Source organism: Chloroflexota bacterium, assembly GCA_014360825.1.
GTDB lineage: Bacteria > Chloroflexota > Anaerolineae > UBA2200 > JACIWT01 > JACIWT01.
In genome coordinates, this window is sequence record JACIWT010000009.1 from 78174 (window position 1) to 103260 (window position 25087).

General features: G+C 56.5%; 27 protein-coding genes and 2 tRNA genes. 20 read left to right on the forward strand and 9 right to left on the reverse strand.

The window, feature by feature from the left end:
• Nucleotides 1-80: 80 nt before the first annotated feature.
• The 3 genes from H5T64_07770 to H5T64_07780 all read left to right on the forward strand — a co-directional run bounded on the left by H5T64_07770 (nucleotide 81) and on the right by H5T64_07780 (nucleotide 1748).
• Nucleotides 81-152: transfer RNA gene (locus tag H5T64_07770), tRNA-Arg, on the forward strand.
• A gap of 173 nt (nucleotides 153-325) precedes the next feature.
• Nucleotides 326-1066, forward strand: a complete 741-nt coding sequence (locus H5T64_07775) for a LysM peptidoglycan-binding domain-containing protein (protein ID MBC7264245.1) — start codon at nucleotides 326-328, stop codon at nucleotides 1064-1066.
• A gap of 85 nt (nucleotides 1067-1151) precedes the next feature.
• Entirely contained in the window at nucleotides 1152-1748 is a 597-nt protein-coding gene (locus tag H5T64_07780) for a hypothetical protein (GenBank protein ID MBC7264246.1), read from the forward strand.
• 309 nt (nucleotides 1749-2057) lie between these two features.
• Here H5T64_07780 and H5T64_07785 read toward each other — a convergent pair.
• Nucleotides 2058-2139, reverse strand: a tRNA-Leu gene (locus H5T64_07785).
• A gap of 103 nt (nucleotides 2140-2242) precedes the next feature.
• Between H5T64_07785 and plsX the strand changes: the two genes are divergently transcribed.
• From plsX to H5T64_07805, 4 genes are read left to right on the forward strand one after another with little or no spacing between them, the layout of a single operon-like run.
• Nucleotides 2243-3271, forward strand: a complete 1029-nt coding sequence (gene plsX / locus H5T64_07790; GenBank protein ID MBC7264247.1) for a phosphate acyltransferase PlsX — start codon at nucleotides 2243-2245, stop codon at nucleotides 3269-3271.
• Between the two features lie 30 nt (nucleotides 3272-3301).
• Nucleotides 3302-3994: an NERD domain-containing protein gene (locus tag H5T64_07795; GenBank protein MBC7264248.1), complete on the forward strand. Its 693-nt coding sequence runs from the start codon at nucleotides 3302-3304 to the stop codon at nucleotides 3992-3994.
• On the forward strand, nucleotides 3969-6386 hold the full coding sequence (locus H5T64_07800; GenBank protein MBC7264249.1) for a glycosyltransferase family 39 protein: 2418 nt from the start codon (nucleotides 3969-3971) through the stop codon (nucleotides 6384-6386). The genes H5T64_07795 and H5T64_07800 overlap by 26 nt, the downstream gene beginning before the upstream one ends.
• A 19-nt stretch (nucleotides 6387-6405) precedes the next feature.
• Nucleotides 6406-6831 (forward strand): winged helix-turn-helix transcriptional regulator, encoded by a 426-nt coding sequence (locus H5T64_07805; protein ID MBC7264250.1) that lies wholly within the window; start codon nucleotides 6406-6408, stop codon nucleotides 6829-6831.
• Nucleotides 6832-6864: 33 nt separating this feature from the next.
• Here the strand turns inward: H5T64_07805 and H5T64_07810 are convergent, their stop codons facing one another.
• From H5T64_07810 to H5T64_07840, 7 genes are all read right to left on the reverse strand, one after another.
• Nucleotides 6865-8004, reverse strand: a complete 1140-nt coding sequence (locus H5T64_07810; protein ID MBC7264251.1) for a galactokinase — start codon at nucleotides 8002-8004, stop codon at nucleotides 6865-6867.
• 11 nt (nucleotides 8005-8015) lie between these two features.
• A complete protein-coding gene (locus tag H5T64_07815; GenBank protein ID MBC7264252.1) occupies nucleotides 8016-9704 on the reverse strand; it encodes a helicase-associated domain-containing protein in 1689 nt (562 codons plus the stop codon).
• 9 nt (nucleotides 9705-9713) lie between these two features.
• Entirely contained in the window at nucleotides 9714-9866 is a 153-nt protein-coding gene (locus H5T64_07820) for a hypothetical protein (GenBank protein ID MBC7264253.1), read from the reverse strand.
• 163 nt (nucleotides 9867-10029) lie between these two features.
• A complete protein-coding gene (locus H5T64_07825; protein ID MBC7264254.1) occupies nucleotides 10030-10386 on the reverse strand; it encodes a DUF5615 family PIN-like protein in 357 nt (118 codons plus the stop codon).
• The gene (locus H5T64_07830; protein ID MBC7264255.1) at nucleotides 10386-10685 is read right to left on the reverse strand and encodes a DUF433 domain-containing protein; all 300 of its coding nucleotides are present in this window, start codon (nucleotides 10683-10685) and stop codon (nucleotides 10386-10388) included. Before H5T64_07830 ends, H5T64_07825 begins: the two co-directional genes overlap by 1 nt.
• Before the next feature lie 128 nt (nucleotides 10686-10813).
• Nucleotides 10814-12334: a YifB family Mg chelatase-like AAA ATPase gene (locus tag H5T64_07835; protein MBC7264256.1), complete on the reverse strand. Its 1521-nt coding sequence runs from the start codon at nucleotides 12332-12334 to the stop codon at nucleotides 10814-10816.
• Nucleotides 12335-12445: 111 nt separating this feature from the next.
• Entirely contained in the window at nucleotides 12446-13114 is a 669-nt protein-coding gene (locus tag H5T64_07840) for a response regulator transcription factor (protein ID MBC7264257.1), read from the reverse strand.
• Nucleotides 13115-13420: 306 nt separating this feature from the next.
• Between H5T64_07840 and ablA the strand changes: the two genes are divergently transcribed.
• The 10 genes from ablA to H5T64_07890 all read left to right on the forward strand — a co-directional run bounded on the left by ablA (nucleotide 13421) and on the right by H5T64_07890 (nucleotide 22748).
• The gene (gene ablA, locus H5T64_07845) at nucleotides 13421-14803 is read left to right on the forward strand and encodes a lysine 2,3-aminomutase (GenBank protein MBC7264258.1); all 1383 of its coding nucleotides are present in this window, start codon (nucleotides 13421-13423) and stop codon (nucleotides 14801-14803) included.
• The gene (locus tag H5T64_07850; GenBank protein MBC7264259.1) at nucleotides 14785-15897 is read left to right on the forward strand and encodes a hypothetical protein; all 1113 of its coding nucleotides are present in this window, start codon (nucleotides 14785-14787) and stop codon (nucleotides 15895-15897) included. Before ablA ends, H5T64_07850 begins: the two co-directional genes overlap by 19 nt.
• The gene (locus H5T64_07855) at nucleotides 15878-16963 is read left to right on the forward strand and encodes an ATP-grasp domain-containing protein (protein MBC7264260.1); all 1086 of its coding nucleotides are present in this window, start codon (nucleotides 15878-15880) and stop codon (nucleotides 16961-16963) included. The genes H5T64_07850 and H5T64_07855 overlap by 20 nt, the downstream gene beginning before the upstream one ends.
• On the forward strand, nucleotides 16941-17420 hold the full coding sequence (locus H5T64_07860; GenBank protein MBC7264261.1) for a GNAT family N-acetyltransferase: 480 nt from the start codon (nucleotides 16941-16943) through the stop codon (nucleotides 17418-17420). Before H5T64_07855 ends, H5T64_07860 begins: the two co-directional genes overlap by 23 nt.
• 182 nt (nucleotides 17421-17602) lie before the next feature.
• The gene (pdxS, locus tag H5T64_07865) at nucleotides 17603-18490 is read left to right on the forward strand and encodes a pyridoxal 5'-phosphate synthase lyase subunit PdxS (protein ID MBC7264262.1); all 888 of its coding nucleotides are present in this window, start codon (nucleotides 17603-17605) and stop codon (nucleotides 18488-18490) included.
• A 28-nt stretch (nucleotides 18491-18518) separates the two neighbouring features.
• Entirely contained in the window at nucleotides 18519-19121 is a 603-nt protein-coding gene (pdxT, locus tag H5T64_07870) for a pyridoxal 5'-phosphate synthase glutaminase subunit PdxT (protein MBC7264263.1), read from the forward strand.
• 14 nt (nucleotides 19122-19135) lie between these two features.
• The gene (locus H5T64_07875; protein MBC7264264.1) at nucleotides 19136-20161 is read left to right on the forward strand and encodes a hypothetical protein; all 1026 of its coding nucleotides are present in this window, start codon (nucleotides 19136-19138) and stop codon (nucleotides 20159-20161) included.
• 50 nt (nucleotides 20162-20211) lie between these two features.
• Nucleotides 20212-21738, forward strand: a complete 1527-nt coding sequence (locus H5T64_07880) for an AAA family ATPase (protein ID MBC7264265.1) — start codon at nucleotides 20212-20214, stop codon at nucleotides 21736-21738.
• Nucleotide 21739: 1 nt separating this feature from the next.
• Nucleotides 21740-22396 carry a dTMP kinase gene (locus H5T64_07885; GenBank protein MBC7264266.1) on the forward strand — a complete coding sequence of 219 codons (657 nt, stop codon included), beginning with the start codon at nucleotides 21740-21742 and terminating at the stop codon, nucleotides 22394-22396.
• Nucleotides 22397-22418: 22 nt separating this feature from the next.
• On the forward strand, nucleotides 22419-22748 hold the full coding sequence (locus tag H5T64_07890; GenBank protein ID MBC7264267.1) for a cyclic-di-AMP receptor: 330 nt from the start codon (nucleotides 22419-22421) through the stop codon (nucleotides 22746-22748).
• Here H5T64_07890 and H5T64_07895 read toward each other — a convergent pair.
• On the reverse strand, nucleotides 22745-23122 hold the full coding sequence (locus tag H5T64_07895; GenBank protein MBC7264268.1) for a zinc ribbon domain-containing protein: 378 nt from the start codon (nucleotides 23120-23122) through the stop codon (nucleotides 22745-22747). The genes H5T64_07890 and H5T64_07895 overlap by 4 nt on opposite strands.
• A gap of 138 nt (nucleotides 23123-23260) precedes the next feature.
• Between H5T64_07895 and H5T64_07900 the strand changes: the two genes are divergently transcribed.
• The 3 genes from H5T64_07900 to amrB are packed head-to-tail and all read left to right on the forward strand — an operon-like array spanning nucleotide 23261 to nucleotide 25074.
• The gene (locus tag H5T64_07900; protein ID MBC7264269.1) at nucleotides 23261-23566 is read left to right on the forward strand and encodes a DUF370 domain-containing protein; all 306 of its coding nucleotides are present in this window, start codon (nucleotides 23261-23263) and stop codon (nucleotides 23564-23566) included.
• 2 nt (nucleotides 23567-23568) lie between these two features.
• Nucleotides 23569-24216 carry a guanylate kinase gene (locus H5T64_07905; GenBank protein ID MBC7264270.1) on the forward strand — a complete coding sequence of 216 codons (648 nt, stop codon included), beginning with the start codon at nucleotides 23569-23571 and terminating at the stop codon, nucleotides 24214-24216.
• An 18-nt stretch (nucleotides 24217-24234) separates the two neighbouring features.
• A complete protein-coding gene (gene amrB, locus H5T64_07910; GenBank protein ID MBC7264271.1) occupies nucleotides 24235-25074 on the forward strand; it encodes an AmmeMemoRadiSam system protein B in 840 nt (279 codons plus the stop codon).
• Nucleotides 25075-25087 lie beyond the last annotated feature (13 nt).

The window sequence follows — 25087 nt, forward strand, 5'->3', positions numbered from 1 at the left end:
CCCACAAATAGAAGTGCACCGGAGTGATCTGGCGAGTTGTCATTCCGGTGCACTTATGTTATACTATGATTGAGTCTGATGCCCCTGTAGCTCAGAGGATAGAGCGGTGGCCTCCGGAGCCATGTGCGGGCGTTCGAGTCGCCCCAGGGGCGCTTATTATAAAAGCCTGGGCTCACCAGGCCAACGAGGCACGGCCACGGGTGCGGGGACACTATCACGGTAGTGGCTGTAGGTGTCTTAGTGCTTGTCGGACTTGGTTTGTGAGTCGGTGTGGCTGTGAGTGTATGGGTTGATGTGTACGTAGGCGTGTGTCGGGAGGTCTACGATGAATCGACCCTGTTTGATTCTGGTTCGCGTCGTTGTCCTCGTCACCATTGCAGCTGGTATGTCTTCTGCCTGTTTCGAGAGGCCGCTTGCACCCATAGGCGCCGAGTCGCTGGCAACCCCGAGCTCCACTAGCACGTGGCCCGCAACTCGCGTGCCAACTTCCACACGTACTCCAACATTTACAGCGACGGCCACCCAGCTCCCAGAGACGACCTATGTGGTACAAGCTGGCGATACACTCAGCGACATTGCCAAGAGGTTCGGGACATCGGTCGATGCTCTTGCGGCAGCCAACGATATCGCTAACGTGAGTTTAATATACGTCGGGCAGAAGCTGCTGCTTCTGCCACCCAGTCCTGCGACAGCCACTGCATGGTGGCAGGCTATGGCGACAGCGACACAGGTTGCCCAGGCTACTGCCGATGCAAGTCGGTTTGCGGTGCCGACTAGCGAGCCAGCCTCGGTAGCTCCCGCGGCGGCGCAGCCCCCCACAGCGGCGCAACCTCCCCTTGCCATCTGGGAGGACTTGCTGCAAATACTGCTGCAAGGGCAAGCCGTGTGGAGACAGTTGCATTGCTCAGTGGAAGACCTGTCACAAACCGCCCGGATGCGCATGCTGGGGGTGTGGACGCTAGAGTGCGTGGGAGCTTGGCCTATTGCAGAGAATGGTGCATGCGGGCGGTTTGACGCATCGCTTACGGTGCAGGCCAACTGGTTAGGGAGTAGACCACTGGCATGAGTGCCTTGTGCCAAGTCGCTGAGCGGAGTTTTTTGATTAGCGCCTTAGTAAACTAGAGAATAGGCTGTAGAAAGGAGAAATTCCAATGAAAAAGGCTTTGCTCTTGATCTTTATTCTTGTTCTGATGGCCTGTGCTAGAACACACCCTGCGCCTACGGCGACGCCGCAACCCACTTCGACTGCCACATCCACACCCATGCCCCCGTCTGCCTCAGATTTAGAGCCACTCCTTGTCCAGGCGGGCGACCTCCCGCCGGGACTCTCAGGTTCTCAAGTAAGCGACATTATACCGGAACCGTTTGACCAAGTTTCTCCACCAATATCAGTAATTTGCCAACAATTTGAGAGAAATGGCAGAAACGCTGGAAGAGTTGTGGTTCTTTTATACGAGTCTGAATCTAAAGCCAAAGAAGTATACGAATGGTGGACAATACGCCCGGGCGACGGTAGGCCGAACATGCTAAAAGAGACAAGAGTTGGAGAACAAGCAGCCTGGGATTGTCCTGAAAAATATTGGATAACCCAATATTGTAGGATAGCATTTCTTCGTTGCCATATGGTAGTAGATATTTTTATCCTGGGAGGAGAAGAAGGCGGCAGGATGGTATTTGCAAAGCAAGATGAGTTGTTGGCATATGCCAAGCGATTAGACAATAGACTTAGACCTATAGTCTGCTGGTGAAATGATTGCCTAGCCGTCTGGGCGAAATTCTCTCTTAATCTCTAGAAACACAGCAAGGGATTCGACAATAAACAATCGGTCAAGTCAAGCGAAAAAGACTGCAACAGTAGTGGTTAGTAGATAAATAGGGCCATATATTGGTATAGGTTGCTCAGAGGATAGAGCGGTGGCCCTCCATAATATCCCAAATGAACAACACCCGCTCGCCCGATGGCAGTGGGTGTAGTGGTTCCTGCAGCCCTTAGCCACAGTACGGCGTGATGGATTTGAGCAGCTGGGAAACCCATTCCCAAACGGACCAATAAACAATGCCCCCGAGAGGACTCGAACCTCCACGCCCTACGGGCACAGGCCCTCAACCTGCTGTGTATGCCAATTCCACCACGGGGGCACTGAACACCTCGATTATACTGTGAATTTCCCCTCTTGTCAATTGCACGGAATCCTCGTAGAATAAATCTGCGCGACGAAATCAATGCGCGTAGGAGGGCCTCGTGAAAATCGTTCTGGATGCTATGGGTAGCGATCGGCACCCGGTGCCCGATGTGGAGGGAGGAGTAGCAGCGGCGCGGGAGTACGGTGCGGAGATCATCTTCGTGGGGCAGCAAGAGGTCGTCGCACCTGAAGTGGCAAAACACGATACTTCTGGCCTGAAGATCTCCCTCGTTCACGCCAGCCAGGTCATCGAAATGACCGATGAGCCGGCAATGGCGGCGCGAACCAAGAAGGATAGTTCTATGGCCGTCGGCATGCGACTAGTCCAGCAAGGTGAAGCGGATGCGTTCGTTACCTGTGGTAACTCGGGCGGTGCATTGGCAGCGGCTCTCTTCTACCTGGGCCGGCTGAAAGGCGTCAAACGCCCCGCTCTGGCCAGTGTTTTCCCCACTGTCGCCGGTCCCGCCTTCCTCCTCGACCTGGGCGCGAACACCGATTGCAAGCCCGAGTACCTCCTGCAATTCGGCGTCATGGGCAGCGCCTATGCAGAGAGGGTACTGGGGATCGCCAACCCGCGCGTGGCCATCGTCTCCACAGGCGAAGAGGAGGGCAAAGGCAGCACCCTGGCCAAGGAAGCGTACAAACTGCTCAAAGCGAGTCAACTCAACTTCATTGGCAATGCGGAAGGGAAAGATATTCCTGCCGGCTTCGCCGACGTGATTGTCACCGATGGTTTTACCGGCAATGTGATCGTGAAACTATCAGAGGGTGTAGCAAGCCTCATCCTCACCGTCTTGGAGCGGGAGATCAAGGCGCGTCCGTTGGCGGTACTGGGTGCTCTCCTGGCTCGAAATGCGTTCCGCGCCGTGAAGCGTGCTCTAGATTACAGTGAGTATGGGGGCGGCCCCTTGTTGGGCGTGAATGGCGTGGTCATTGTTGGCCATGGGCGCTCCAACGCCAAAGCGGTGAAGAACGCCGTGCGTGTGGCGATGCAGTCTGTCCAGGCCAATTTGATCGGGCACATTCGGTCCGTCATCGAGGCCAGCCTCACATTAAGCGGCGAGGAAGATCCGCAGCCCGTGCCGTAAACTATCAGATGTCCTTTGGAGTCGAGACAAATGCGCGTCATCGTGAATGAAAAGTTAGTACAAAACCGTGCCGAATGGGGCAAGCGCCTCACCTTTCTTGGCTTGGGCCTCCTCCTTGCCTCAGTAGTTGCTTCCTTCCGCCCCCAACAGGTGCTTCCGGCTTATCTCCTGATGGTCATAGGCTTTATTACAGTGAACGCGGGCGCCTTCCTAGGCAGCAAATGGGTGAAGGAACCCCGCGTGGACCAGGTCCTGGCCAAGGCATTGAAGGGATTAGATAACAAGTATGCCCTCTACAGTTACTACCTGCCCGCCGAACACGTCCTCCTATCCCCAAGCGGCCTTACCGTGCTGCGTGCCAAGCCACAGGAAGGTCAGATTACCTGTCGGGGTGAGCGATGGCACCGCAAATTCAACGTTCGACGCCTGCTGAGCCGCATGGTGGAAGAGGGGTTGGGCAACCCCGCCAAAGAAGTGCGTGCGGATGTAGCAAAGATGAAAGCATACTTGCAGAAGGCGCTGCCTGATGTCGAAGTGCCGGTGGACGGAGTGATTGTGTTCACCAATAGCGAGGCGGAGTTACACTTGGAGTCCCCGACTGAGCCCGTGGTGAGGTTGCCCGAACTTAGGAACTACCTGCGCCAAACGGCAAAAGCCGCGCCAGACTTGCCCGGCAAAGCGCTCCGTCAAGTAACCGATGCCCTCGACGCCCTCGCATCTTAAGCGACGCGAGGGCCTAGCCCTCAGCGCGATATTGCTCCTCGCCTTCGCCCTCCGCGTGTACTTGCTTGGCAATGCAAACCTGTGGTGGGACGAGGGGCTGGCAGTCTGGGCGGCACGTAAGAGCCTGGCTGGCATGACCCTCTGGACAGCGGGCGATGTGCATCCTCCACTCTATTTTTGGTCTTTATGGGTCATGATACGCCTTGCCGGCCCGACGGAATTCGCTGCCCGCTTCATCTCAGCCGTCTACGGTGTGCTTACTATTGCTGCTATCTACCCTCTAGGCAAGATTCTGGGTGGGCAGAAAGTCGGATTGCTTACCGCCTTTCTCTTGACCATCTCTCGTTTCCACGTATGGTGGTCGCAAGAGATGCGCATGTATATACTGGCGACGCTGTTTGCCGCGCTCTCCCTGTACACTCTGATCCGCTGGATACGATCCGTCGGTTGGCTCGGTGATTCGGAACACCGTGGCCAGCCAACTCGTGAGGTGCTTTTCTACATCACAGCCAGCGTCGCAGGACTGTACACTCTATACCTTTTCGTCATCGTCCTCTTCGTGGAGAATATCTTCGCCTTGGCTGTGTATGCTCATGTGGACCGCGCTCGGCGTACCCGGTTTCTACTGCATTGGCTCCTTCTGCAGGCCACCGTTGTGCTCCTATTCGTGCCTTGGCTGGCCCTGGCTTTGGGGCGGATGGCGTCCTGGTCAGTGGCGACGGAGTTCGATTTCGGCGTTTTCCTGCAACTCTACGCCACGTTGTTGGTGTTGGGTATCTCCACGTATGTGGAGCGATATACCCTGTTCGTGGTACCAGTTCTCCTGATTGCAATGGCAGGGCTGGCCCTGATGTGGCGAAGAGACTTGAGACGAGAGGAACTAGGGATTTCACTCCCGCCGCGCCTGGGGGCTATCTTACTTGGGCTGCCGCTGGCCATACCACCCCTCGTGGTTTATGTCCTCACCCGACCACGGGGCCTGTTCTATGCGCCGAGGGTGGAAGCGCGCTATCTACTCCTCTTCGCCCCGGCGTTCTACATACTGGTGGCGCGGGCAGTTGTACTCCTCTGGCGTATGCGGAGGATAGTGGGACTGGTGACGTTGGCCGTCGTACTTGCGTTGATGCTTTGGACATTGCCCGGCCACTATGAGGGTCGCTATTTGCGTGACGAGTTGCAGACCATGGTGCGATGTATCGCCGCCTACGCCGAGGAAGGTGACGCTGTCCTGCTCGTCTCCGGTAGCCGTTTCCCAATCTTCCTCTATTACTACGAACGGCTCCCGAAGGACATCCCTCGACTGCCTGTCTATGAGGTACCCCGAACTGCACTCACAGTGACGTCCGATAATGTGGCACAGGAACTAGCGCCGATCGCCGCAGCGCACCGCCGAATCTGGCTGGCAAGCGTGAATGCCGCACTCGATGATCCCGATGGGCTTGTCGCCAAGTGGCTGGGAGAGCGGTGTGCGATCGCATTGCACCTCCATTTCGCTCACAACGCCTTGACGCTATATAATATAGATGGAGCCCTGCCACGGCTTTCCGGTACCTTACAGCCATTACACCCGCTGGGTGTAGAGTTCGGCCCAGACTTGCGTTTGTTGGGGTACGATCTGGTCACATCCGAATTTCGCAGTGGGGACACCATTCGATTGGTATTGTATTGGACTGGCAATACGGAACGCCCGGTGCGTGTTACCGTAGTCGATGATAAAGGGCGTGTGCTAGAGGCGCAAGAAGCAAGCCTGCACCAGATGGTAGGTGCGCAGCGACAGCAGTTTGACTTTGAGGTGTTCGCCGCCACGCCGCCGGGTGCTTATCATTTCGAGGTGGATGTGTTAGACGGGGAGGGCGCGCCAGTTCGGGAGCCCCTTCACGTTGGAGAATTTCACATCACTCATACGAAAGCAGTGCTGTTCAAAGGGGCTGTGGCGCACGCCGCGTCTGCCAATCTGGGTGATGAAATCGAGTTTCTCGGCTATGATCTGCATACTGTTAGCGGGAAAGCGTTGACAGCATGGATGCCGGGTGAGCAAATTGTGCTCGACCTCTACTGGCGTGCAACCACCAAGACCCGAACGCGTTACACCGTCTTCACCCATCTACTGGGGACCGCCCATAACCCAGCCACTCAGGGGCCTGTCTGGGGACAACATGACAGCCAGCCCGCGAACGAGGGCTACCCGACACACCAGTGGTTTGTGGGAGAGACGGTGATGGATCGCCACATTCTGATCATTGATCCTCACGCGCCTCCTGGTGACTATCAGATCGAGGTGGGGATGTACGTTTTGGAGACAGGGGCACGGCTGCCTGTTCTCGACGCAGATGGAAATGTGATGGACGATCGCGTAGTACTGGATACGCCCGTGCACGTCGGCATGCCATAAGAGAACCGGGGGTACTAAAATGACCACATTTATTGGTCAAAAATTTGAGGAATTATTAGAAGGGCTCTTTTCTTCCAAAGTGCGAATTAAATTGCTGACCCTGTTTCTCTCAGAACCAGGGCAGCGGTATTATAGCCGTGAGTTGGCACGTGCTATAGGCGGGCGTCAGAACGCAGTATGGCGTGAATTGAGGAATTTGGAGAACCTGGGGCTTCTGCGTAGCGAAGCGGAAGGCAATTTACAATACTATTTGGTCAATACGGGATTTCCGTTGTTCGCAGAATTGCGGAATCTGGTGCTGAAAGCGGCTGGGATAGCGGTAAAGCCAGTAATACGTGCTCCGCTGAGGCTCGATAAGGTAGCACGCCACGAGTATATTGGTCCTCGACCCTCGGAGCGCCCGGCTGTTTACTCTCCCATTGTGACTATTGGCGAAACCGATTGACCCGCAAGCGCGGTCCACACTTCATGATTGGGCTCAGCCGAGTTCCCTCACTCCATCTGTTGCCATACAGACGTAAATACTTGCTTCTATGCCGGTTACTTCCCGGTAAGTCGCGGCTACGCGGCGGCGAAATGCCTCCACTGCCTCCGCCGCCACCAGGTTCACGGTACACCCACCGAATCCCGCACCGGTCATCCGCGCTCCGTACACGCCTTCCACTGCCCGCGCCGCTGCGACCATTACATCCAACTCTTTGCAACTGACTTCGTAGTCATCGCGTAGGCTCTCATGAGATTCGTTTATGAGAGCACCGGCGGTCTGCACGTCCCCTCGCTCTAATGCCTCCATGGCCCGCAACACTCGCTCGTTCTCGGAGATGACGTGGCGACATCGCCGACGTATTGGTTCGGGCAATCCCCTCTCCTTTTCCTGGAATGTCCTCAAGGAGACATCTCGCAAAGCGCGGACGCCGAGTAATTGTGCGCCTTGCTCACATTCCGCCCGCCGGGTATTGTAGGCTGAACTCACCAGATCTCGTGATACATGAGTGTCGCACACTGCAATGGCGACACCTTCCGGCAGCGGTACGTGGCGGAAATGCAGATCACGGCAGTCAATGAACAGGGCGTGGTCTCGTTGCCCTAACGATGCCACGAATTGGTCCATAATGCCACAGCGCATTCCTACAAACTCGTTTTCGGCTTGCTGGCACAGACGTGCTCGCTCCGGCCCGGTCAATGAGAATCCGCTTAGCCGCTCGAAGATATACGCAGCCACAGTTTCTATGGCGGCAGAAGAACTCAGTCCTGCGCCGATGGGTACGTCCCCAACAATGACTGCGTCCATCCCGCGCAGTGGGTAGCCTGCCTTTTGTAACACCCACGCGATGCCACGCACGTAGTTGCTCCAGGAGGCCTGAGAGTCGCGGGTAATCTCGTGGAGCGAGAACTCGGCTTCTTGGCCGAAATTCACTGACCACAAACGCACCTGCTGATCATCCCGTGGCACGGCTGCCATTACCACAGCGCGGTCAATGGCCATGGGCAGCACGTAGCCATCATTGTAATCAGTGTGCTCGCCAATTAGGTTGACACGACCCGGCGCGGCAGCGACCAAGGTCGCCGCTGTGCCATAGACGCGGTTCAGTTCCTGGCGAGCAGTGATGGCTAAGATGTCGAGGTTGCTCACCTGATCCCCTCCACGTGGGGCCAAAAGCCCATTTCGCGCAATATCTGTACTACCTCCGCTATCTTTCTGGGCTCGATCAACACCTCGGTGGGCGATATCGTCGCCCCCAGAAGTCGGGCCAGGCGGGGCATGGCTCGCAAGTCGCGCATTACCCCAGCGTCGCGGGTTTGCAGAATGGCCGCTTGCCGGACAGTAACTTGTCTGAACCCCTCCCCCCATCCATGGACAGCCACATCCACGCTGGGAGGAACCGCGCCGCCACTGGCTCTTCTGAGAAAACCCAGTATCTGCCTTGTTGTGATGCCTTCGCTCATCGCCTTCCATACAGACTGGCGGGATAACAGGTAACGATGTGCTGCTCCCTCACACCCCACCCAATCGGCGAAACGTTCCAGGCGGTAGCGATCGACGAATGTGGTGCCTGGCGACGCAGTGATGGTAAAATCCTCGCCGATAGTCAAAGGCACTGATTGGACGACCTCCTCCGTTTCTGGAACCAGGCCTAGCCAGGCCGCTCCTCGCGGTGTCAATCGAAAACACTCTGGTCGCTCGTTGTTTTCGGACTGTCTACCCAATGCCACGGCCCCCAGCCAGAACAATGGTTTGCTCAGGTAGTAGCGGATGAGCGCTCCCTCAACCCGGTCCCAGTTGCTGAAACCCCTGAGGTATTGCCCGCTCTCGGCATCGCGGATGTACCATGACTCGTAATCGCCATCGGGCCGCAGGAAGTCTGGGTCCGCCGCCTTGATTGCAGCCACAAAGGAGGCGGTGGAAACCCACTGATCCATTGGGCATCGTGCCAGGTGCTTCAGAAACCTTTCACGTGTACCCAGAGGATCATTACTCCACCCAGTCTCTTCGCAGTAGATGCTTTTTACTTGCCAGAGATCATTCCAGGTCGGATCCGTGCGCCAGATCTCAAATAGGTCGTGAAGCCGCATGGTTGGTTCGCTTTCGAGCCATTCGATAGCCCGGCGACTGGGTCTCAGGAAACCATCCTGCACCTTCAGTAACCCGCCCTGACGGCAGAGGTGCTGGGCAAAAATCAAGCGCTCGGGTTCTTGATTGGTGAGACGGGCTTTTAGGCGTGTCACAGCCTCGCGAAAAAGGAGGTGACGGCGCGCTCGCACATCCTCACGCCGAGTGTAGGCCAGCATAGCAAATATATCCTCAGCCAAGGCATCGTTGTTCAAATCAAATTGCTTTGGCTGTTGTACTGTTTCAATCAAAAACGGCGTCTCCGGCAGTTCCATTCGCGGCAGTAGTGTTGCAATTTCAGGGGGAATGAAAAAAATCTCACCACGATACTCGCCCACTGTGCCGTATCCTCGGTACACCAGTCCCAGATAGCACAGTCGCTCCAATGGATTGGCTGGATTCTCCCATGGACGCACCCATTCCATTCGCCCAGGCCCCATCCGTCGCACCGTGCCATATTTGCGCGTGAGCAGGTAGGACTTGATGACGCCGCCCGAAGCCAAGATTTCCTCCAAGGCGGCACGCTCCGGCTGTCCCAGGGATTCGACCATAACGGACATCTGCTGGGGCGTAGTCATCCTGGAAGCGAGCAGGGCCACACGCTCAGCGCTCGTCTCGTCTGTGAAAGTTAGCCCCCATCCGGCGGCGATGGCATCGAGCATTACTGTCGGATATCCGGCCAGACAACTCTCAAGGTCTTTCATCATGAAATATCGCTAAGCCTGCCTTCGCGGCCGATACTGAATCGCCTCCGCGATGTGCTGCGTCTGAATGGTCTCCACACCCTCCAGGTCGGCGATGGTCCGCGCCAGCTCGAGGCTTGCCCTGAGCGCAGCGAAAGAATGCAGTGGAAGACACGCTCGTCCCAGTTACGATTGTAGAACATCCCTTCAGGGACATGGCGGCATGCAGCCATGCAGAGCGGGACCTAAGGGCAGGTTCTTGCCGGCTGCGCTCAGCGGGCAGTGCTCGCGCACCTCGGCGGGGCCCCCATGTCCGCGTTGCACTGCAGAGTCAGAGCTGCTGTCAGTATCATCCCCATGCACCAAGGAATTCTACCTGGTTCCTCATTTCCTCCGCCGATTTTGTGGCGACTAGCTTCAGCAACCGACGCATTTGCTCGCCAACGGAGTACCGTTGCTGGCGCGCGAGGATGATCCCTGCATGGGTCTTGCCTTGAGCCAGATAGCTCATATGAAGCCGGTAGAAGTCTGCCACGTTAAGCGTATACAGCACGCGCCCCTGGGCAGTTGCATAATCGAGGTGTTCCTCGTCAGCGCGCTCAATCATCCCTTCCTCGAGAGCTGTGGTGATATCCACGCCACGTGCTCGAAGCGCACGCACTAACGCACGATCCATAGAATCCTCATCCATGTAGAGGCGAATCATTATCGGGTGCTACCTTTGGCCTGAATGTACTGCCGCTCTAATGCCTCTGCCTCATTTTCCTCAGTTGCCAGATCTGCTTCAATTTCATCCCGATTAGCATGGTAATAGGCCAGGGCCGCGTACACCTGTGCCAAAGTCACGTGTCCGATCCGGTCTGCAATCTCCTCTGGGCTGATTCCTTGTTTGTACCACCATGCAATGCGTCGCACTGTAACGCCCGTACCGGCGATGTAGGGCCGAGCACCACGCATTTTAGGCGATCGCACGATTAAGGTTCCTATATCGGTAATTGTGCTCATACTCTCTCTTGACTCCTCTATCTTCAACCTATCTCCACTTTCATATTTTACCACGACCGGACTCGTCTGCGTAAATCATCTGTTCAGTGACGATCCGGGCCCAGTGCTAGCCATAGCAGAGACACCGATCATGTTTGCCTTCGCGGCCGGTACTGAATCGCCTCCGCAATGTGCTGCGTCTGAATGGTCTCCACACCCTCCAGGTCGGCGATAGTGCGCGCGAGTTTGAGGATGCGGTGGAAAGCCCGCGCGCTCATCCCCAACTGTTGCATCGCGGCGCGCAGGAGTTGCCGTCCCGTCTCTTCCATCACGCAATACTCCCGCACATCCGCCGGCCCCATATCGGCGTTAGTCAGCAATCGCGTTCCGGCAAAACGCTGCCGTTGTATCTCCCTCGCCCGCTCCACTCTCTCGCGCACCGCAGAAGAAGGCTCCCCCAAGCGGTCGTCGGTCAACTTGTCGTACTCCACGCGGGGTACCTCCACGTGGATGTCAATGCGGTCGAGGAGGGGCCCAGAGATACGCTTCTGGTAGCGGTTGATTTCGGCGAAGGAGCAGGTGCACTCCTTCACCGGGTCACCGAAGTAGCCGCAGGGGCAAGGGTTCATCGCTGCGACGAGCATGAAATTCGCCGGGAAGGTCAGCGTGCCTGTGGAGCGGCTGATGGTAACTACTTTGTCCTCCAGGGGTTGCCGCATCACCTCGAGCACCCGTTGGCCGAACTCTGGGAACTCGTCGAGGAAGAGGACGCCGCGGTGAGCCAGCGAGATCTCGCCTGGCCGGGGCCAATGGCCTCCGCCCACTAAGCCCGCGTGACTGATAGTATGGTGAGGTGCGCGGAAGGGACGCTGGGTAATGAAAGGTCTATCTGCGGGGAGGAGGCCGGAGATAGAATATATCTTGGTGACTTCTAGTGCCTCGTCAAAGGTCATACTGGGCAGGATAGAGGGGAGGGCGCGGGCCAGGAGTGTCTTGCCCGCGCCCGGGGGACCAATCATGAGGACACAGTGGGCCCCGGCTGCTGCCACTTCCAGCGCCCGTTTGACGTGTTCTTGGCCCTTCACGTCCTGAAATTGCACTGGACAACTCGTCCCCACCAATTCCGACAGGTCAATGTCAGAGTGATGTGGCTGTAGAGCCCGGAGGCCGTTGAAGTGAACTACGAGGGAGGCCAAATTGGGAACAGGGATGACCTCCATGTCCTGCACGAGGGCTGCCTCAGGTGCATCCGGCTCAGGGACGTAGACTCTGCGGATGCCGTATTCGCGGGCGACAGCCACCATGGGTAAGATGCCGTCGGTGTGTCGAAGCGTGCCATCTAGGGAGAGTTCGCCAACAAAGAGGGAGCCGCTGACGTCGGCTGTGATTTGGCCGGAAGCAATCAGGATACCGACAGCAATGGGAAGATCGTAGGCGGGGCCTTCCTTGCGCAGGTCAGCGGGGGCCAGGTTCACAATGATGCGTCGGTTTGGGAAAATGCAGCCGGAGTTTTTGATCGCCGAACGGACACGCTCTTTTGATTCCTGGATTGCAGTATCGGGGAGGCCAACAATGACCGGCCCAGGCAGCCCGTGACCGAAATCTACCTCTACCTGCACCAGAGCCCCATCGAGCCCAGTGATCGCACAACTGGTGACCCTGGCGAGCATGTTTCCCTCCTAAATGGCCCTGCCCTGTGTGGCCAAGTGTAGCACCGCTAATATTCGATAGGCCGAAGAGGCGAATGGAAAAAGGAGCCCTTACGAGATGGCTGGGATCGCTTAATGGGCGCTGTGCTGGGGCGCGGTGAGCATGTAGCCAAACCCACGTACCGATTGTAGATAAGCACCGTTTTCCTCATGCCATCCGAACCTTCGGCGGAGGAGATAGATTTGGTTCTTCAACAACTCCCGGGCCTCGCTCTCGCTGCCCTGATAACCCCACACTTCGCGGACCAGTTCGCGGTAATCCACCACCCGTTCGGCATTCAAGGCCAAATAACTGAGCAGGCGGAACTGTACAGGTGGCAGGGGAACTTTCCGCTGTTGAAATGTTACTTCTTTGCGAGCCAGATCAATGGAGAGATCGCCGAGATGGATCTTCAGACTGCCTGGGATATTGAATGCCCCCTCCAGACGGAATACGATAGCCTCGATGCGCTGTAATTCGCGCTCGGCACGCAACGCGCGATACGGCGACTCGTTGCTGCCAGGGCCGAGGGAGGTCGGCAATATAACCGGGGACCAGTCCCCCTCGCGAAGCCTAGCGATGAGCGACTGACCGCCTATCTCCAGGAATTGCTCCTCAATGACCACAACATCGGGCCATTCCTCGTCTATGAACGCAAGGGCAGCCGTCAAATCAGCGGCAATGTGCGTTTTGATTCCGGCGCGCTCCAAAATGGCACGCATCTTGTCCAGCCATAACAAGTGTGGGCTCACAATAAGCACTTGGATGGGAACCACCCCCTAGTGTTACTATATTTTTAACTGGTCACCCGCAACGAAGTGGCCCCGGCGGGGTTTAACCAAAAGAACTAAGACTATGATACTCCTAAACCAAGCATTGTCAAAAAAACGCTTTACGACCAATCTTATGCCAAACTTCGACCAAAATACGACTTTCTTTTGCATAGATAGCATCGTCTTTTCTGTGTATTGTGATACAATATTATTGACAACGAAAAAGGATTACAACGCATTTACTTTGCGTTGCAACGCCCTTGGCGTTGTATCAAGCAAATGGAGGAAAAGTAGATGAGAGAGAAAGGAGAGTTCGAAGAACCTCCTGGTAGTAACAAGCCGTCCCAATCCGCGCGTTCGCGCCGGGCTTGGGTCTGGCGTGACGTCCCCGACGCACAGTGGAACGATTGGCGGTGGCAAATGCGCCACCGCATCACGGAACTTGAACAACTCAAGATGGTGATCCGGATGACACCCGAGGAGGAAGAGGGGGTGCGTGCTGCCCTTCGCCGCTTGCGAATGTCCATCACGCCGTATTTTGCGTCTTTGATGGATCCGGAGGACCCAGAGTGCCCTATCCGTCGGCAAGTGGTCCCCACAGCGAAGGAACTCGAGTTCAGCGAGGCCGATATGAGCGACCCGCTGAGCGAAGACGCACAGTCGCCAGTCCCAGGGCTGGTGCACCGCTATCCTGACCGGGTGTTAATTTTGGTCACCGATCAGTGTGCGTCTTACTGCCGGCACTGCACGCGACGTCGCCTGGTGGGAGTGAAGACAGAGCGAATGCGGACTGAGCAAATGGACCGCGTCATCGCCTATGTGGCCGGTCACGCCGAAGTACGCGATGTGCTCATCTCCGGGGGCGACCCGTTTATCCTGAGCGAGGACGTGCTGGAATACCTGTTGCGCGGGCTGCGTCGCATCCCCCATGTGGAAATCATCCGCTTGGGGACGCGCACTCCGGTTTTCCTGCCACAGCGCATCACGCCCGAACTCGTGGGCATGCTGCGAAAATATCATCCGCTGTGGGTCAACATCCATTTCAACCATTCTAAGGAGATCACACCAGAAACAGCCGAAGCATGTGCCCGGCTGGCGGATGCAGGCATCCCCTTGGGCAGTCAGACTGTGCTCTTGCGCGGCATCAACGATTGCCCGCATATCATCAAGGACCTGATGCACAATCTGTTGAAAATTCGCGTGCGGCCTTACTACCTGTACCAGTGCGACTTGTCACAGGGGATCGCACACTTCCGCACCTCGGTCAGCAAAGGCATTGACATTATCGAGCACTTGCGCGGTCATACCAGTGGCTTGGCTGTCCCGACGTTCGTTCTGGATGCGCCCGGGGGCGCCGGCAAGGTCCCCATTATGCCACAGTACCTGATCTCGATGTCTGACCGAGCTGCTGTGGTCCGCAACTACGAGGGCGCTATCAGTGCCTACCCGCAACCCGAAGGTTACATTAGCCAGTGTCCTGCGAACTGTCGGGAGTGTGTTGGTAGGGTACAGCAGAGGCTTAGCGTGGCCAGCATGCTCGATGGTCAAGCCGTTCTCAAGCGGCCTCAGCCGGATCAGACAGTAGAGCCAAGCAAAACAGAGGTAACCGAGGCAGGTCAGTTGATAGATTTGCCTGCGCTTGCCGCGGGGGTGCCCACATGCGTGCGCTCCACGTAGCACTGCTTTACAACTTGAAGGAGAATGCACCTCATCAGGAAGGTGCGCCGGAAGATGCACTAGCCGAACTCGACTCCGTCGAGACGGTGCAAGCACTCGAGGCAGCGTTGAGGGCCGGAGGGCACAAGGTTACCCCACTGGAGGGTAACCTTGACCTCTATCCGACGTTGTACAGGATGCGCGGTGAGATTGATCTGGCCTTCAACATTTGCGAGGGACACCGTGGGGAGAGCCGAGAATCCCAGGTGCCTGCCATACTGGAGATGCTTGGCATCCCCTACACGGCTTCTAAGGTGCTGGCCAATGCTCTCTCGCTTGACAAGCCTATGGCCAAGCGCATCTTGAGGGCTTGTGGAGTGCCTACACCCCCGTTCCAGATATTCACCTACGGCACCGAAGAACTGGATCCCGCGCTCTCCTTCCCATTGTTTGTGAAGCCAAGCCGCGAGGGCACGGGCATGGGCATCAGCAGTCGCTCCATAGTGGAGGATGAAACATCTCTGCGAGAGCAGGTGGCGTGGGTGATTCGTACCTATCGCCAGCCTGCTCTGGTGGAAACCTATCTGCCAGGCCGTGAATTGACGGTGGGTCTGCTGGGTAATGCGTTATCACCGGGCACACGGCCGTTATCGGATCTCTACGATGCCAACGGTTTCCACATCTTTCCAATCCTGGAAATTGACTTGACGCCGGTGCCTGAATCACAGCGCGGGCTCTACACCAGTTACGTGAAGTCTAAAATGCCTCTGGCACCTAATTATGTCTGTCCGGCCCGCCTGGAGCCTGCATTGGAACGCGAACTGAAACGATTGGCAGTGGCCGCTTTCAACGCCTTGGGGTGCCTGGATGTGTCGCGGGTGGATTTCCGTCTGGACGCCGAAGGCCGGCCCTATGTGCTCGAGATCAACACTCTGCCTGGACTCAACCCAGAGATCAGTGATTTGTGCATCATGGCCCGCGCCGAAGGGATGGCCTATCACATTCTGATAAACGAGATCGTAAATCTGGCTGCTGTGCGCTATGGACTGGATGTAGGCCCGTCTGGTCCTGTTGGCTGCAAGGAGGAAATGTACAGTGAGGCCGGCCGAGCCTAAGCGGGTCGTTGTCCTTTATAACGAAACGGAAGAACTGAACAAGGGCGAGCCGCAGGATCTCATCGCCGACCGAGGTGTCATTGCCTGCGCTCATGCGGTTGCCGAGGCCTTAGAAAGCAAAGGCTTCGGGGTCCGTTTAGTCACAACCTCGCTGGACCTCCTCGCCGACCTGGCCCCATATCCACCCTCTGAATACGTTGTGTTCAACTTGGCGGAGGGGCTAAATGGGCGTTTCTTCGAGGAAGCGCGAGTGGCCTTGACATTAGAGGCTATGGGTTACTGTTTTACTGGTGCCGATGGGTACACATTGGCCACAGCCGCCAACAAAGCGCGAACCAAAACCTTGCTGGAACGAGCAGGTGTCCCAACCCCTCCCTGGCAACTTTTTCGCAGCGCCGATGAAGTGCCTCTGCAGCCAATGTATAACTTGCCTTTCCCCCTCATCGTCAAGCCTGTATCCGAAGATGCCAGCCTTGGCATTGGACCTGACGCTATCGTTTGCGATCTAGAATCGCTGCGTCGCCGCGTAACTTATATCAATACCCGTTACCGTCAAGCAGCGCTGGCCGAATCGTTCATAGATGGGCGAGAGTTCAACGTCTCTTTGTGGGGCAACCCTGTAGAAGCGTTGCCGTTGGCAGAACTCGACTTCAGTGCCTTCCCGAATCCGCTGGAGCGCATTGTCTCGTTCGCGGCGAAGTGGTTGGATGGGTCGTTCGAATACGAGCACACCCCTGTGATTTGCCCCGCCAAAGTGGACCCAAGACTAGGACACACTATTGCGGAAACCGCGCGTGCGGCCTATGAGGCGTTAGGCTGCAAAGGGTATGGGCGGGTGGATATGCGAGTGGCAGGTGGGATGCCCTACGTACTCGAAATCAACCCCAACCCGGATATTTCGCCGGACGCAGGCTTCTTCCGCGCCGCCCGTGCAGGTGGCTATGAGTATGCCGGGATGATCACGCGTATTTTGACTACGGCCCTGCAAGATGAACCTCATCGCCCTGCGTTTGGAACTATACCCCTGGTGTCGCCGCAGCATCATGCCTACGATCACATCCGCTAAACGCGAGGACAGCGATCGCATTCTCTCCATCGCCACAGAGGTGGGAGTCTTCTCACCCACTGAAATCGCCACGGTAGGCGAACTGTTACAGGATTCCCTGACCAAGTCCGATGGCGGCGGATACACATTCCTGGTCTATCGCGACGAGGCGGGACAGGTGCTCGGTTTTACCGTCTATGGCCCGCATCCGCTGACTGCGGGCACCTACGATTTGTACTGGTTGTGTGTGTCCACAAGTGCACAGGGGCATGGGGTTGGGACGGCACTCCTGCGGCGAGTGGAGGAGGATCTTCAGGCCTTGGGTGGTCGATTGCTCATCGCCGAAACGTCCAGCACTCCGGGGTATGGCCCTGCACGGCGTTTTTATGAGCGACATGGCTTCGCCCGTGAAGCGGTGATCCGCGATTTTTATGCCCCCGGTGACAGTCTGGTTATTTACACAAAGCACATCCAATGAATTCAGTTCTAGTGCGATCATTTGGGAGGGGCTGCCTGATATGGAGCAGCCCCTTTGTGTTGCCTTAGATAACCAGGGTTAGAGTTTGGCGGAAGTTCCAAATAGGAGTATAATTTATGTAATCACGAGAAAAGAAACGCCTCAGTGCGTTTTTGAAAGTTTTCGCTGGAGGAGTAGTGGCGATGGAAAGAGAGACAGGGACCTGGACTGTTAAAACTGGGTTAGCACAAATGCTGAAGGGCGGGGTGATCATGGATGTGGTAACGCCTGAACACGCCCGCATTGCTGAGGATGCCGGAGCCTGCGCGGTCATGGCGTTAGAACGCGTTCCAGCCGACATCCGTGCCCATGGTGGTGTGGCTCGGATGAGTGACCCCGAGTTGATCCTGCAAATCATGGACGCGGTGACCATCCCGGTAATGGCGAAGTGTCGCATTGGACACTTTGTTGAGGCCCAGGTACTGGAAGCGTTGGGTGTGGACTTCATTGACGAAAGCGAAGTGCTCACCCCGGCTGACGAAGAGCACCACATTAACAAGCATTTGTTCAAAGTGCCTTTCGTCTGCGGATGCCGTAACCTTGGCGAAGCATTACGGCGAATCGGCGAAGGCGCGGCCATGATCCGTACCAAAGGCGAAGCCGGCACAGGCAATGTAGTGGAAGCCGTGCGCCATGCCCGAGCCGTCTTGGGCGAGATCCGGCGCTTGCAGGGCATGGCCCCTGAGGAACTGATGGCTGCGGCCAAGGAGATGGGTGCACCATACGACCTAGTAGTGCAGGTGGCGAAGGAGGGCAAATTGCCGGTCGTGAACTTCGCCGCGGGAGGCATCGCCACGCCTGCTGATGCTGCTCTGATGATGCAATTGGGGATGGACGGTGTTTTCGTTGGCTCCGGCATTTTCAAGTCGGCAAACCCGGCACGGCGGGCCCGCGCGATCGTGGAGGCCGTTACCCATTACAATGATCCCGCTATCATCGCCGAGGTTTCCAAAGGGCTGGGAGAGGCTATGCCCGGGCTGGAAATCTCGGCCATACCGGAACCAGAGCGGCTTGCAGTGCGTGGCTGGTAGCCAAGTACTATTTTAAAGGGGATAAGAATTGACTACCATTGGTGTGCTCGCCCTTCAGGGGGCCTTTGTGGAACACGAAAAAATGTTGCGCCGATTGGGAGTGGAAACGCGACAGGTGCGGCTCCCGGCGCAACTAAGGGGGCTGGATGGCCTAATTATCCCTGGTGGAGAGAGTACCACTATTGGCCGGCTTGCCACAACCTATGACTTGATCGACCCGCTACGCCATTTGGCAGAAGAAGGTTTTCCCGTGTGGGGCACGTGCGCGGGTATGATCTTACTCGCTCGGGACATCGGTCGTCGCCAGCCGCTTATTGGCGTAATGGATATGCGAGTGGAACGAAACGCTTTCGGGCGACAGGTTGACAGTTTTGAAACCGACTTGGTTGTCCCTGCGCTGGACAGCGTGGCAAGTGCAGCGGAAAGAGGGCTTCCTTTCCACGCCATCTTTATCCGCGCGCCCTCCATCCTAAGCGTGGGGAAGGATGTACAAATCCTGGCGGCCCTGGACGATAATATGATCGTCGCGGCGCAACAGGGAAACCTGCTGGCAACGGCCTTTCATCCCGAACTAGGCGACGATTCGCGTTTCCACCGCTACTTTCTTCGCCTGGTGGAGTGCCGAAAATAGCAGAATCTGATGGGGTGGGTGATTTGATTCGCGCATTTGGGCTGCGTGACTGCCTACTAATCTGGCACTTGGAGCGACAAGGCACTGCTCTGGATCTCAGAAGTGCTTTGCTAGGACGGCGTTCACCGCTGCATGCCGCCATTAGTGCTTTGTTGACTCACAGCGTAAACAGCATCTACACTGGTGTATTGGATGAGGTAGAGGGTGGGCAACATTTTTCCGGTGTCGTGCAGGTTGCCCTACGGCGTGACTTGCCCGAGTGGGACATTGTCTTCCTGGCCCCATCGTTACAGTATTCGGCTGAGGCAGAGAAGATATGGTATCGCCTACTCTTGCATGTGGCCAGAGCCGCGGGAGAACGAGGAGTGCAGCGCGTTTACGCCAAGTTGGTGGAGGACGGCAGGGCTGAGGCAATCTTTCGGAAAGCCGGTTACGTGGTCTATGCGACTGAGAGCGTGTTTTGGCACCCTGGCCCCATCTGCGCCGAGGCTACAGAGCCCTTGTTGCAACCTCGGCGGGCTGCAGATGAATGGGGGATGCAGCAACTCTATCGTCGTACTACGCCGCACATAGTGCAGCAGGCAGAGGAATTTGCATCCCGCGACGGGGGTTTTTCTCTTACTGGTCTGCCCTGGCACACAAGGGACAGGCACTACGTTTACGAACAAAACGGGGAGATCGTGAGCATGCTTTCCCTCGCTAGCACGGGCACCGGGCATTGGTTTCGGTTGACCGTCAGCCCCGAGGTAGCCCATTTAACCGATCGCCTCGTGGGCGATGCCCTGGCTGTCATTGCCGGACTTGGGAGCAGGCCAGTGTACTGCGCGGTGCGAACTTACGATAGCGGTATCCAAGGCCCTTTGCAAGAGCGAGGATTCCGTTTTCTTGCCGATCAGATCTTGATGGTAAAACATGCCGTTGTCCCGGTGCGTGAGCCGGCACGCGTGCTTGCGCCGGGTCTGGACCAACGAACAGGCGTGGTCCCCACTGCAACAGTGCTGCACACCCACGAACAGCAACGGGCCGGCGTGCCACGATGAAGAGTTGTGCCGAATAGTGAACTTACAACGGAGGAGTTTTCGAGAAGCAAATGCAACTTGAGATTACCGATGATCTGGATGCCTTAGTTAAAGTACTTCCGCCAGAGATCGCCGCGGCACTCATTGCGGCGAACAGGGCGGAAGATCTACTCGAGGTGGTGTTGGATCTTGGCCGGGTTCCAGAAGCCCGATTTATTGACAAGGAACTGGCCCTGGGTGAAAAAGAGGTGACACAGGCGGAGATCGACTACGTCGTTTCGCGTATCGGCGATTTCGGGGACGATAATCGCGCTGGCATTGCGCGCACATTGCACCGCATCTCGGCTATTCGCAACCGCGCAGGCCGTATCGTGGGGCTTACTTGTCGCGTGGGTCGCGCTGTCTATGGAACCATTGACATCATTCGCGATATTGTCGAGTCAGGCAAGAGCATCATGCTCCTAGGTCGCCCTGGTGTGGGCAAAACAACGATGCTGCGCGAGGTCGCCCGTGTCTTAGCAGAGAAGAAGCGGGTGATCATAGTGGATACATCCAACGAAATCGGTGGCGACGGTGATATCCCACATCCCGCTATCGGCCGGGCGCGGCGGATGCAAGTGCCTACGCCTGCCTTGCAACATGCGGTTATGATAGAGGCAGTCGAGAACCACATGCCCGAGGTTATCGTCATTGACGAGATTGGGACAGAGTTAGAGGCCGCAGCGGCGCGTACCATCGCTGAGCGCGGCGTGCAGTTAGTGGGCACTGCCCACGGCAATACCCTCGACAACCTGATGATGAATCCGACCCTGTGCGATTTAGTGGGCGGAATCCAAACCGTCACATTGAGCGATGAAGAAGCCCGGCGCCGAGGGACACAGAAATCGGTGTTGGAGCGCAAGGCTCCCCCCACTTTCGATGTGGTCGTGGAAATACAGGACTGGCAACATGTGGCAGTGCGCCATGACGTAGCAGCGGCAGTGGACGCCATTTTGCGCGGGCGCGTCCTGCCTCCAGAGATACGCTACCGTGATGTGAACGGTGAAATCCATATCGAGAAGGCTCCTGTGTCGGCTGCTGTTTCGGGGCGTGAAATGCCCCCATCTGTAACGAGAAAACCAATCGAGCCTGGAAAGCCGGTACGTATCTACCCTTACGGAATCAGCCAGAGCCGGCTGCGCCAGGCCAGCAAGAACCTCAACTTGCCGACCATCATAGTAGACGAACTGAGTCAAGCCGACGCGTTTATGACTCTTAAGAGCTATTATCGCAAACGCCCGCAGATCATCAGCGATGCCGAGCGGCGAGGACTGCCAATTTACGTGTTGCGTAGCAATACAATCACCCAGATGCAAGACTACCTGGCCGATATCTTTGGCGTGGACTCGGAGGTTGACCCAGTCTCCGCAGCCATGAATGAGACCCGGGAAGCAATTGATAGGATATTGAGTGGGGCCCGTAGCTCAGTGGATCTGTCGCCGCAATCGGCCTACGTGCGAAGGCTCCAACATGAAATGGCACGCGAGGCCAATTTGCTCTCCCACAGCAAGGGCAAGGAACCACACCGCCGGGTGCGTATTTACCAAAACAACGGTTAGCATGTTTATCACGTTTGAGGGGCCAGACGGCAGCGGCAAAACCACTCAGATAAAAGCCTTATACAGGCACCTTCGCCGCCGGGGATTCAGGACTATTCTAACCCGCGAGCCGGGTGGGACGAGCATAGGCGACCAGATACGCGCAGTACTCCACGATGTGAAAAACACCGACATGCAACCAAACACCGAGATCTTGCTTTACTCCGCCTCTCGCGCTCAGTTGGTTGGCCAAGTCATTAGACCGGCGCTGGAACGGGGCGATATTGTGCTTTGTGACCGCTATGCGGAATCCACTTTGGCCTATCAGGGCTATGGACACGGCCTGGATCTGAACGTGCTACGCATCATCACCCATTTCGCTACCGGCGGCCTGCGACCGGATCTCATCGTCTACTTGGACATCAGCGCTGAGGAGGGTCTGCGCCGTAAACTGGCTGCATTTGAGGCAGGGAAAGGCGAACTAAATCGCATGGATCAACACGAACTGGATTTCCATCGCCGGGTGCGAGAAGGCTATCTAAAGATGGCGACTGCCGAGCCGGATCGATGGTTGGTAGTGGACGCCTCCCAACCTATACAGGCTGTGCAACGGGTTATACGTGAGAAGGTGGACGCCTTCTTGAGCGGGATAAAGTCAGGTGCGGGGGTTAGAGTGTAGTGGGCGAGAGGAGGCTCTGAAGATGAAACTGATTGTGAGTATTGTGCATAGTGATGATGCAGATGGGCTCATAGCCGCCTTACAAAAATGCGGCTACCGCTCCACGAAAATCAGCACTACTGGCGGATTCCTGCGCGAAGGCAATGCCACTATCCTGATTGGGGTGGACGACGCAGCCGTAGAACCAGTGTTGGGCATTATCAAGGAGAGTTGCCACACCCGCACCCAACTCGTGAACCCCCTGCCCCCGGTTATGGAGCCAGGTGAACTATACATACCCAGCCCCATCGAAGTGCAGGTGGGCGGGGCAACTGTTTTCGTACTGGATATTGAGCGGTGGGAGAAGTTCTAAAACTCGGGAGCGGGTTCGCCTCCCAACCCTGGCATTTCAGACTCTATTTCCTCCGGCGACTGTCCAGCTTCCAGGCGTTCTACCACTTCGTTGAATTCGTCGCCGAGATCTTCGCCCATTTCCGCACTCATGTGCTTCATAAAACGGGCCAGACTCCGAGGGTCATTCTCATCCAAGTCGGTCAGCACGCTGGAATCAGCCAGCGACTCCAGACGGCTCTCCTCGGATCTGAGTGTGGCGACGCGAGAAACCAAACGGGTCAAGTGCCTTCCACCGCAGTGGGGGCAACGTGGTTCTGTGATTTCGGAGAAACTGCGCCAGAAGATGGATACCCGTCGCCGACAGTCGTTACAGCGATACTCGTAGATAGGCACTTGGCACCTCAAACATGAGACAAAGTGCAAAAGAAACCTTAGGGGTATTGTCCTCGGCTACGTAAGAGAGCCTGGAAAAAATTATAGCCGATTTAGTCCACTATATCAAATCGTTAGCAAGCCGATGGGGGATCGTGCATGCGCAGCATAGAACTGGTACACGTTGGCTACGGGGGTATTATCGCAGCCAATCGCGTCTTGGCCGTTCTCAGCCCGGATTCTGCTCCTGTGAAACGCATCATCCGGAACGCCAAAGAAAACGGCATGGCCATTGACATGACCTACGGGCGACGCACTAAGGCTGTCATCGTCCTGGATAGTGGCCACATTGCCCTGGCGGCGCTGCAACCAGAAACGATTGCCGGGCGTCTCCAAGGCTCTCAGGAGAAGGTCTTCAGAGCACCACTTCAGTCCCAGGACGATGAAAGCCTCGGAGAGGAATAAGCATGTCCTGCGAGAAACCAACGCCAGCAGTGGTTGACTTGCGACCTTATGTGGAACGGCCTAATCCGCTCCTGATTGTGCTCTCCGGCCCTTCGGGGGTGGGAAAAGATGCAGTGATCAAGCGGATGAAAGAACTTGGCTATCCATTCCATTTTGTGGTCACCGCCACCACCCGCCCACGAAGGCCACATGAGCGAGACGGTGTGGACTACCATTTCCTTACCAAAGAAGAGTTCGACTCGTTGCTTGAGCGGGGTGAACTTATCGAACACGCTGTTGTTTACGGTAACTACATGGGCGTCCCCAAGCAGGAAATCCGGGAGGGTTTGGATAGTGGCCAGGACGTGGTTATGCGCGTCGATGTGCAGGGGGCTGCAACTATCCGCAGATTGGTGCCCGAGGCTGTCTTCATCTTTCTTATTGCTCCCTCTGAGGAAGCGCTCTTTGCCCGACTTCGATCCCGCAAGACGGAATCACCAGAGGCACTGCAGTTGCGGCTCGCCCTGGCGCGTGAAGAGATGAAACGCTTGTACGAATTCGATTACGTGGTGGTCAATCGAGATGGGGCGTTGGATGCCACGGTGGAAAAAATAATGGCCATTATCACCGCCGAGAAATGCCGAGTGCGTCAGCGGGTAGTGGCACTTTAGAACGGCCAAGGAGGATGTATGTCTTCCCAAAATCCCAATCGTGTTCGCCATTCGGTCATCGCTGGGTCTTGGTATCCTGGCAATGAGCGCGCATTGCGCCAGACGATCGAGCGCTACATACAGGCAGTGCCTCCAACAAAACTGGAGGGGGATCTCATCGGCCTGATTGCCCCTCATGCAGGTTATATGTATTCTGGACAAGTCGCTGCCTACGCCTATAAAGCCCTCGAAAATTTGCATTTCGAACGCGTCGTTATTATCTCGCCTATGCACCGCCTCTACGCCGGCCCCTTCGTAACGACAGACCAGGATTACTATGAGACTCCGCTAGGCTTAGTGAAAGTGGATAGGGAGATGGTAACGCTCATTGACCAGGCCATCGGGGTCCGCCGAGTGGGTGAGGATGACGAGCATTCCCTGGAAATTCAGCTCCCGTTCCTCCAGTACATGCTAGGCGATTTCATGCTGACCCCGTTGATGATGGGTGAGCAGGATTACGAACATTGTCGAGTTCTCGGTGACGCAGTGGGCAAAATCTTCACTGCGAAGAATACGCTTTTGGTTGCCAGCACAGATCTCTCTCATTTCCACAACTATGACACAGCAGTCCGGATGGATAAAATAGTGCTGGACCAGATCGCAAAATACGATCCAGAAGGTTTGGCCAAAGTGTTGGCAATGGGCCAAGCAGAAGCCTGTGGCGGTGGTCCAGTCATTGCTGTGATGATTGCAGCTCGGCACTTAGGAGCCAATCACGCGCAGATCTTAAAGTACGCCAACTCTGGCGATGTAACAGGGGACCGCAGTGGTGTTGTGGGTTACGGGGCTGGTGTGCTTTACCGGATGCTGGCGTCATAGACTGCGAGAATGC

Coding starts and splice junctions, on each gene's coding strand:
- H5T64_07775 (MBC7264245.1), top strand. CDS start 326: ATGAATCGACCCTGTTTGATTCTGGTTCGCGTCGTTGTCCTCGTCACC.
- H5T64_07780 (MBC7264246.1), top strand. CDS start 1,152: ATGAAAAAGGCTTTGCTCTTGATCTTTATTCTTGTTCTGATGGCCTGT.
- H5T64_07795 (MBC7264248.1), top strand. CDS start 3,302: ATGCGCGTCATCGTGAATGAAAAGTTAGTACAAAACCGTGCCGAATGG.
- H5T64_07800 (MBC7264249.1), top strand. CDS start 3,969: ATGCCCTCGACGCCCTCGCATCTTAAGCGACGCGAGGGCCTAGCCCTC.
- H5T64_07805 (MBC7264250.1), top strand. CDS start 6,406: ATGACCACATTTATTGGTCAAAAATTTGAGGAATTATTAGAAGGGCTC.
- H5T64_07815 (MBC7264252.1), bottom strand. CDS start 9,704: ATGATGAAAGACCTTGAGAGTTGTCTGGCCGGATATCCGACAGTAATG.
- H5T64_07825 (MBC7264254.1), bottom strand. CDS start 10,386: ATGATTCGCCTCTACATGGATGAGGATTCTATGGATCGTGCGTTAGTG.
- H5T64_07830 (MBC7264255.1), bottom strand. CDS start 10,685: ATGAGCACAATTACCGATATAGGAACCTTAATCGTGCGATCGCCTAAA.
- H5T64_07835 (MBC7264256.1), bottom strand. CDS start 12,334: ATGCTCGCCAGGGTCACCAGTTGTGCGATCACTGGGCTCGATGGGGCT.
- ablA (MBC7264258.1), top strand. CDS start 13,421: ATGAGAGAGAAAGGAGAGTTCGAAGAACCTCCTGGTAGTAACAAGCCG.
- H5T64_07850 (MBC7264259.1), top strand. CDS start 14,785: ATGCGTGCGCTCCACGTAGCACTGCTTTACAACTTGAAGGAGAATGCA.
- H5T64_07860 (MBC7264261.1), top strand. CDS start 16,941: ATGCCTACGATCACATCCGCTAAACGCGAGGACAGCGATCGCATTCTC.
- pdxS (MBC7264262.1), top strand. CDS start 17,603: ATGGAAAGAGAGACAGGGACCTGGACTGTTAAAACTGGGTTAGCACAA.
- H5T64_07880 (MBC7264265.1), top strand. CDS start 20,212: ATGCAACTTGAGATTACCGATGATCTGGATGCCTTAGTTAAAGTACTT.
- H5T64_07885 (MBC7264266.1), top strand. CDS start 21,740: ATGTTTATCACGTTTGAGGGGCCAGACGGCAGCGGCAAAACCACTCAG.
- H5T64_07890 (MBC7264267.1), top strand. CDS start 22,419: ATGAAACTGATTGTGAGTATTGTGCATAGTGATGATGCAGATGGGCTC.
- H5T64_07900 (MBC7264269.1), top strand. CDS start 23,261: ATGCGCAGCATAGAACTGGTACACGTTGGCTACGGGGGTATTATCGCA.
- H5T64_07905 (MBC7264270.1), top strand. CDS start 23,569: ATGTCCTGCGAGAAACCAACGCCAGCAGTGGTTGACTTGCGACCTTAT.
- amrB (MBC7264271.1), top strand. CDS start 24,235: ATGTCTTCCCAAAATCCCAATCGTGTTCGCCATTCGGTCATCGCTGGG.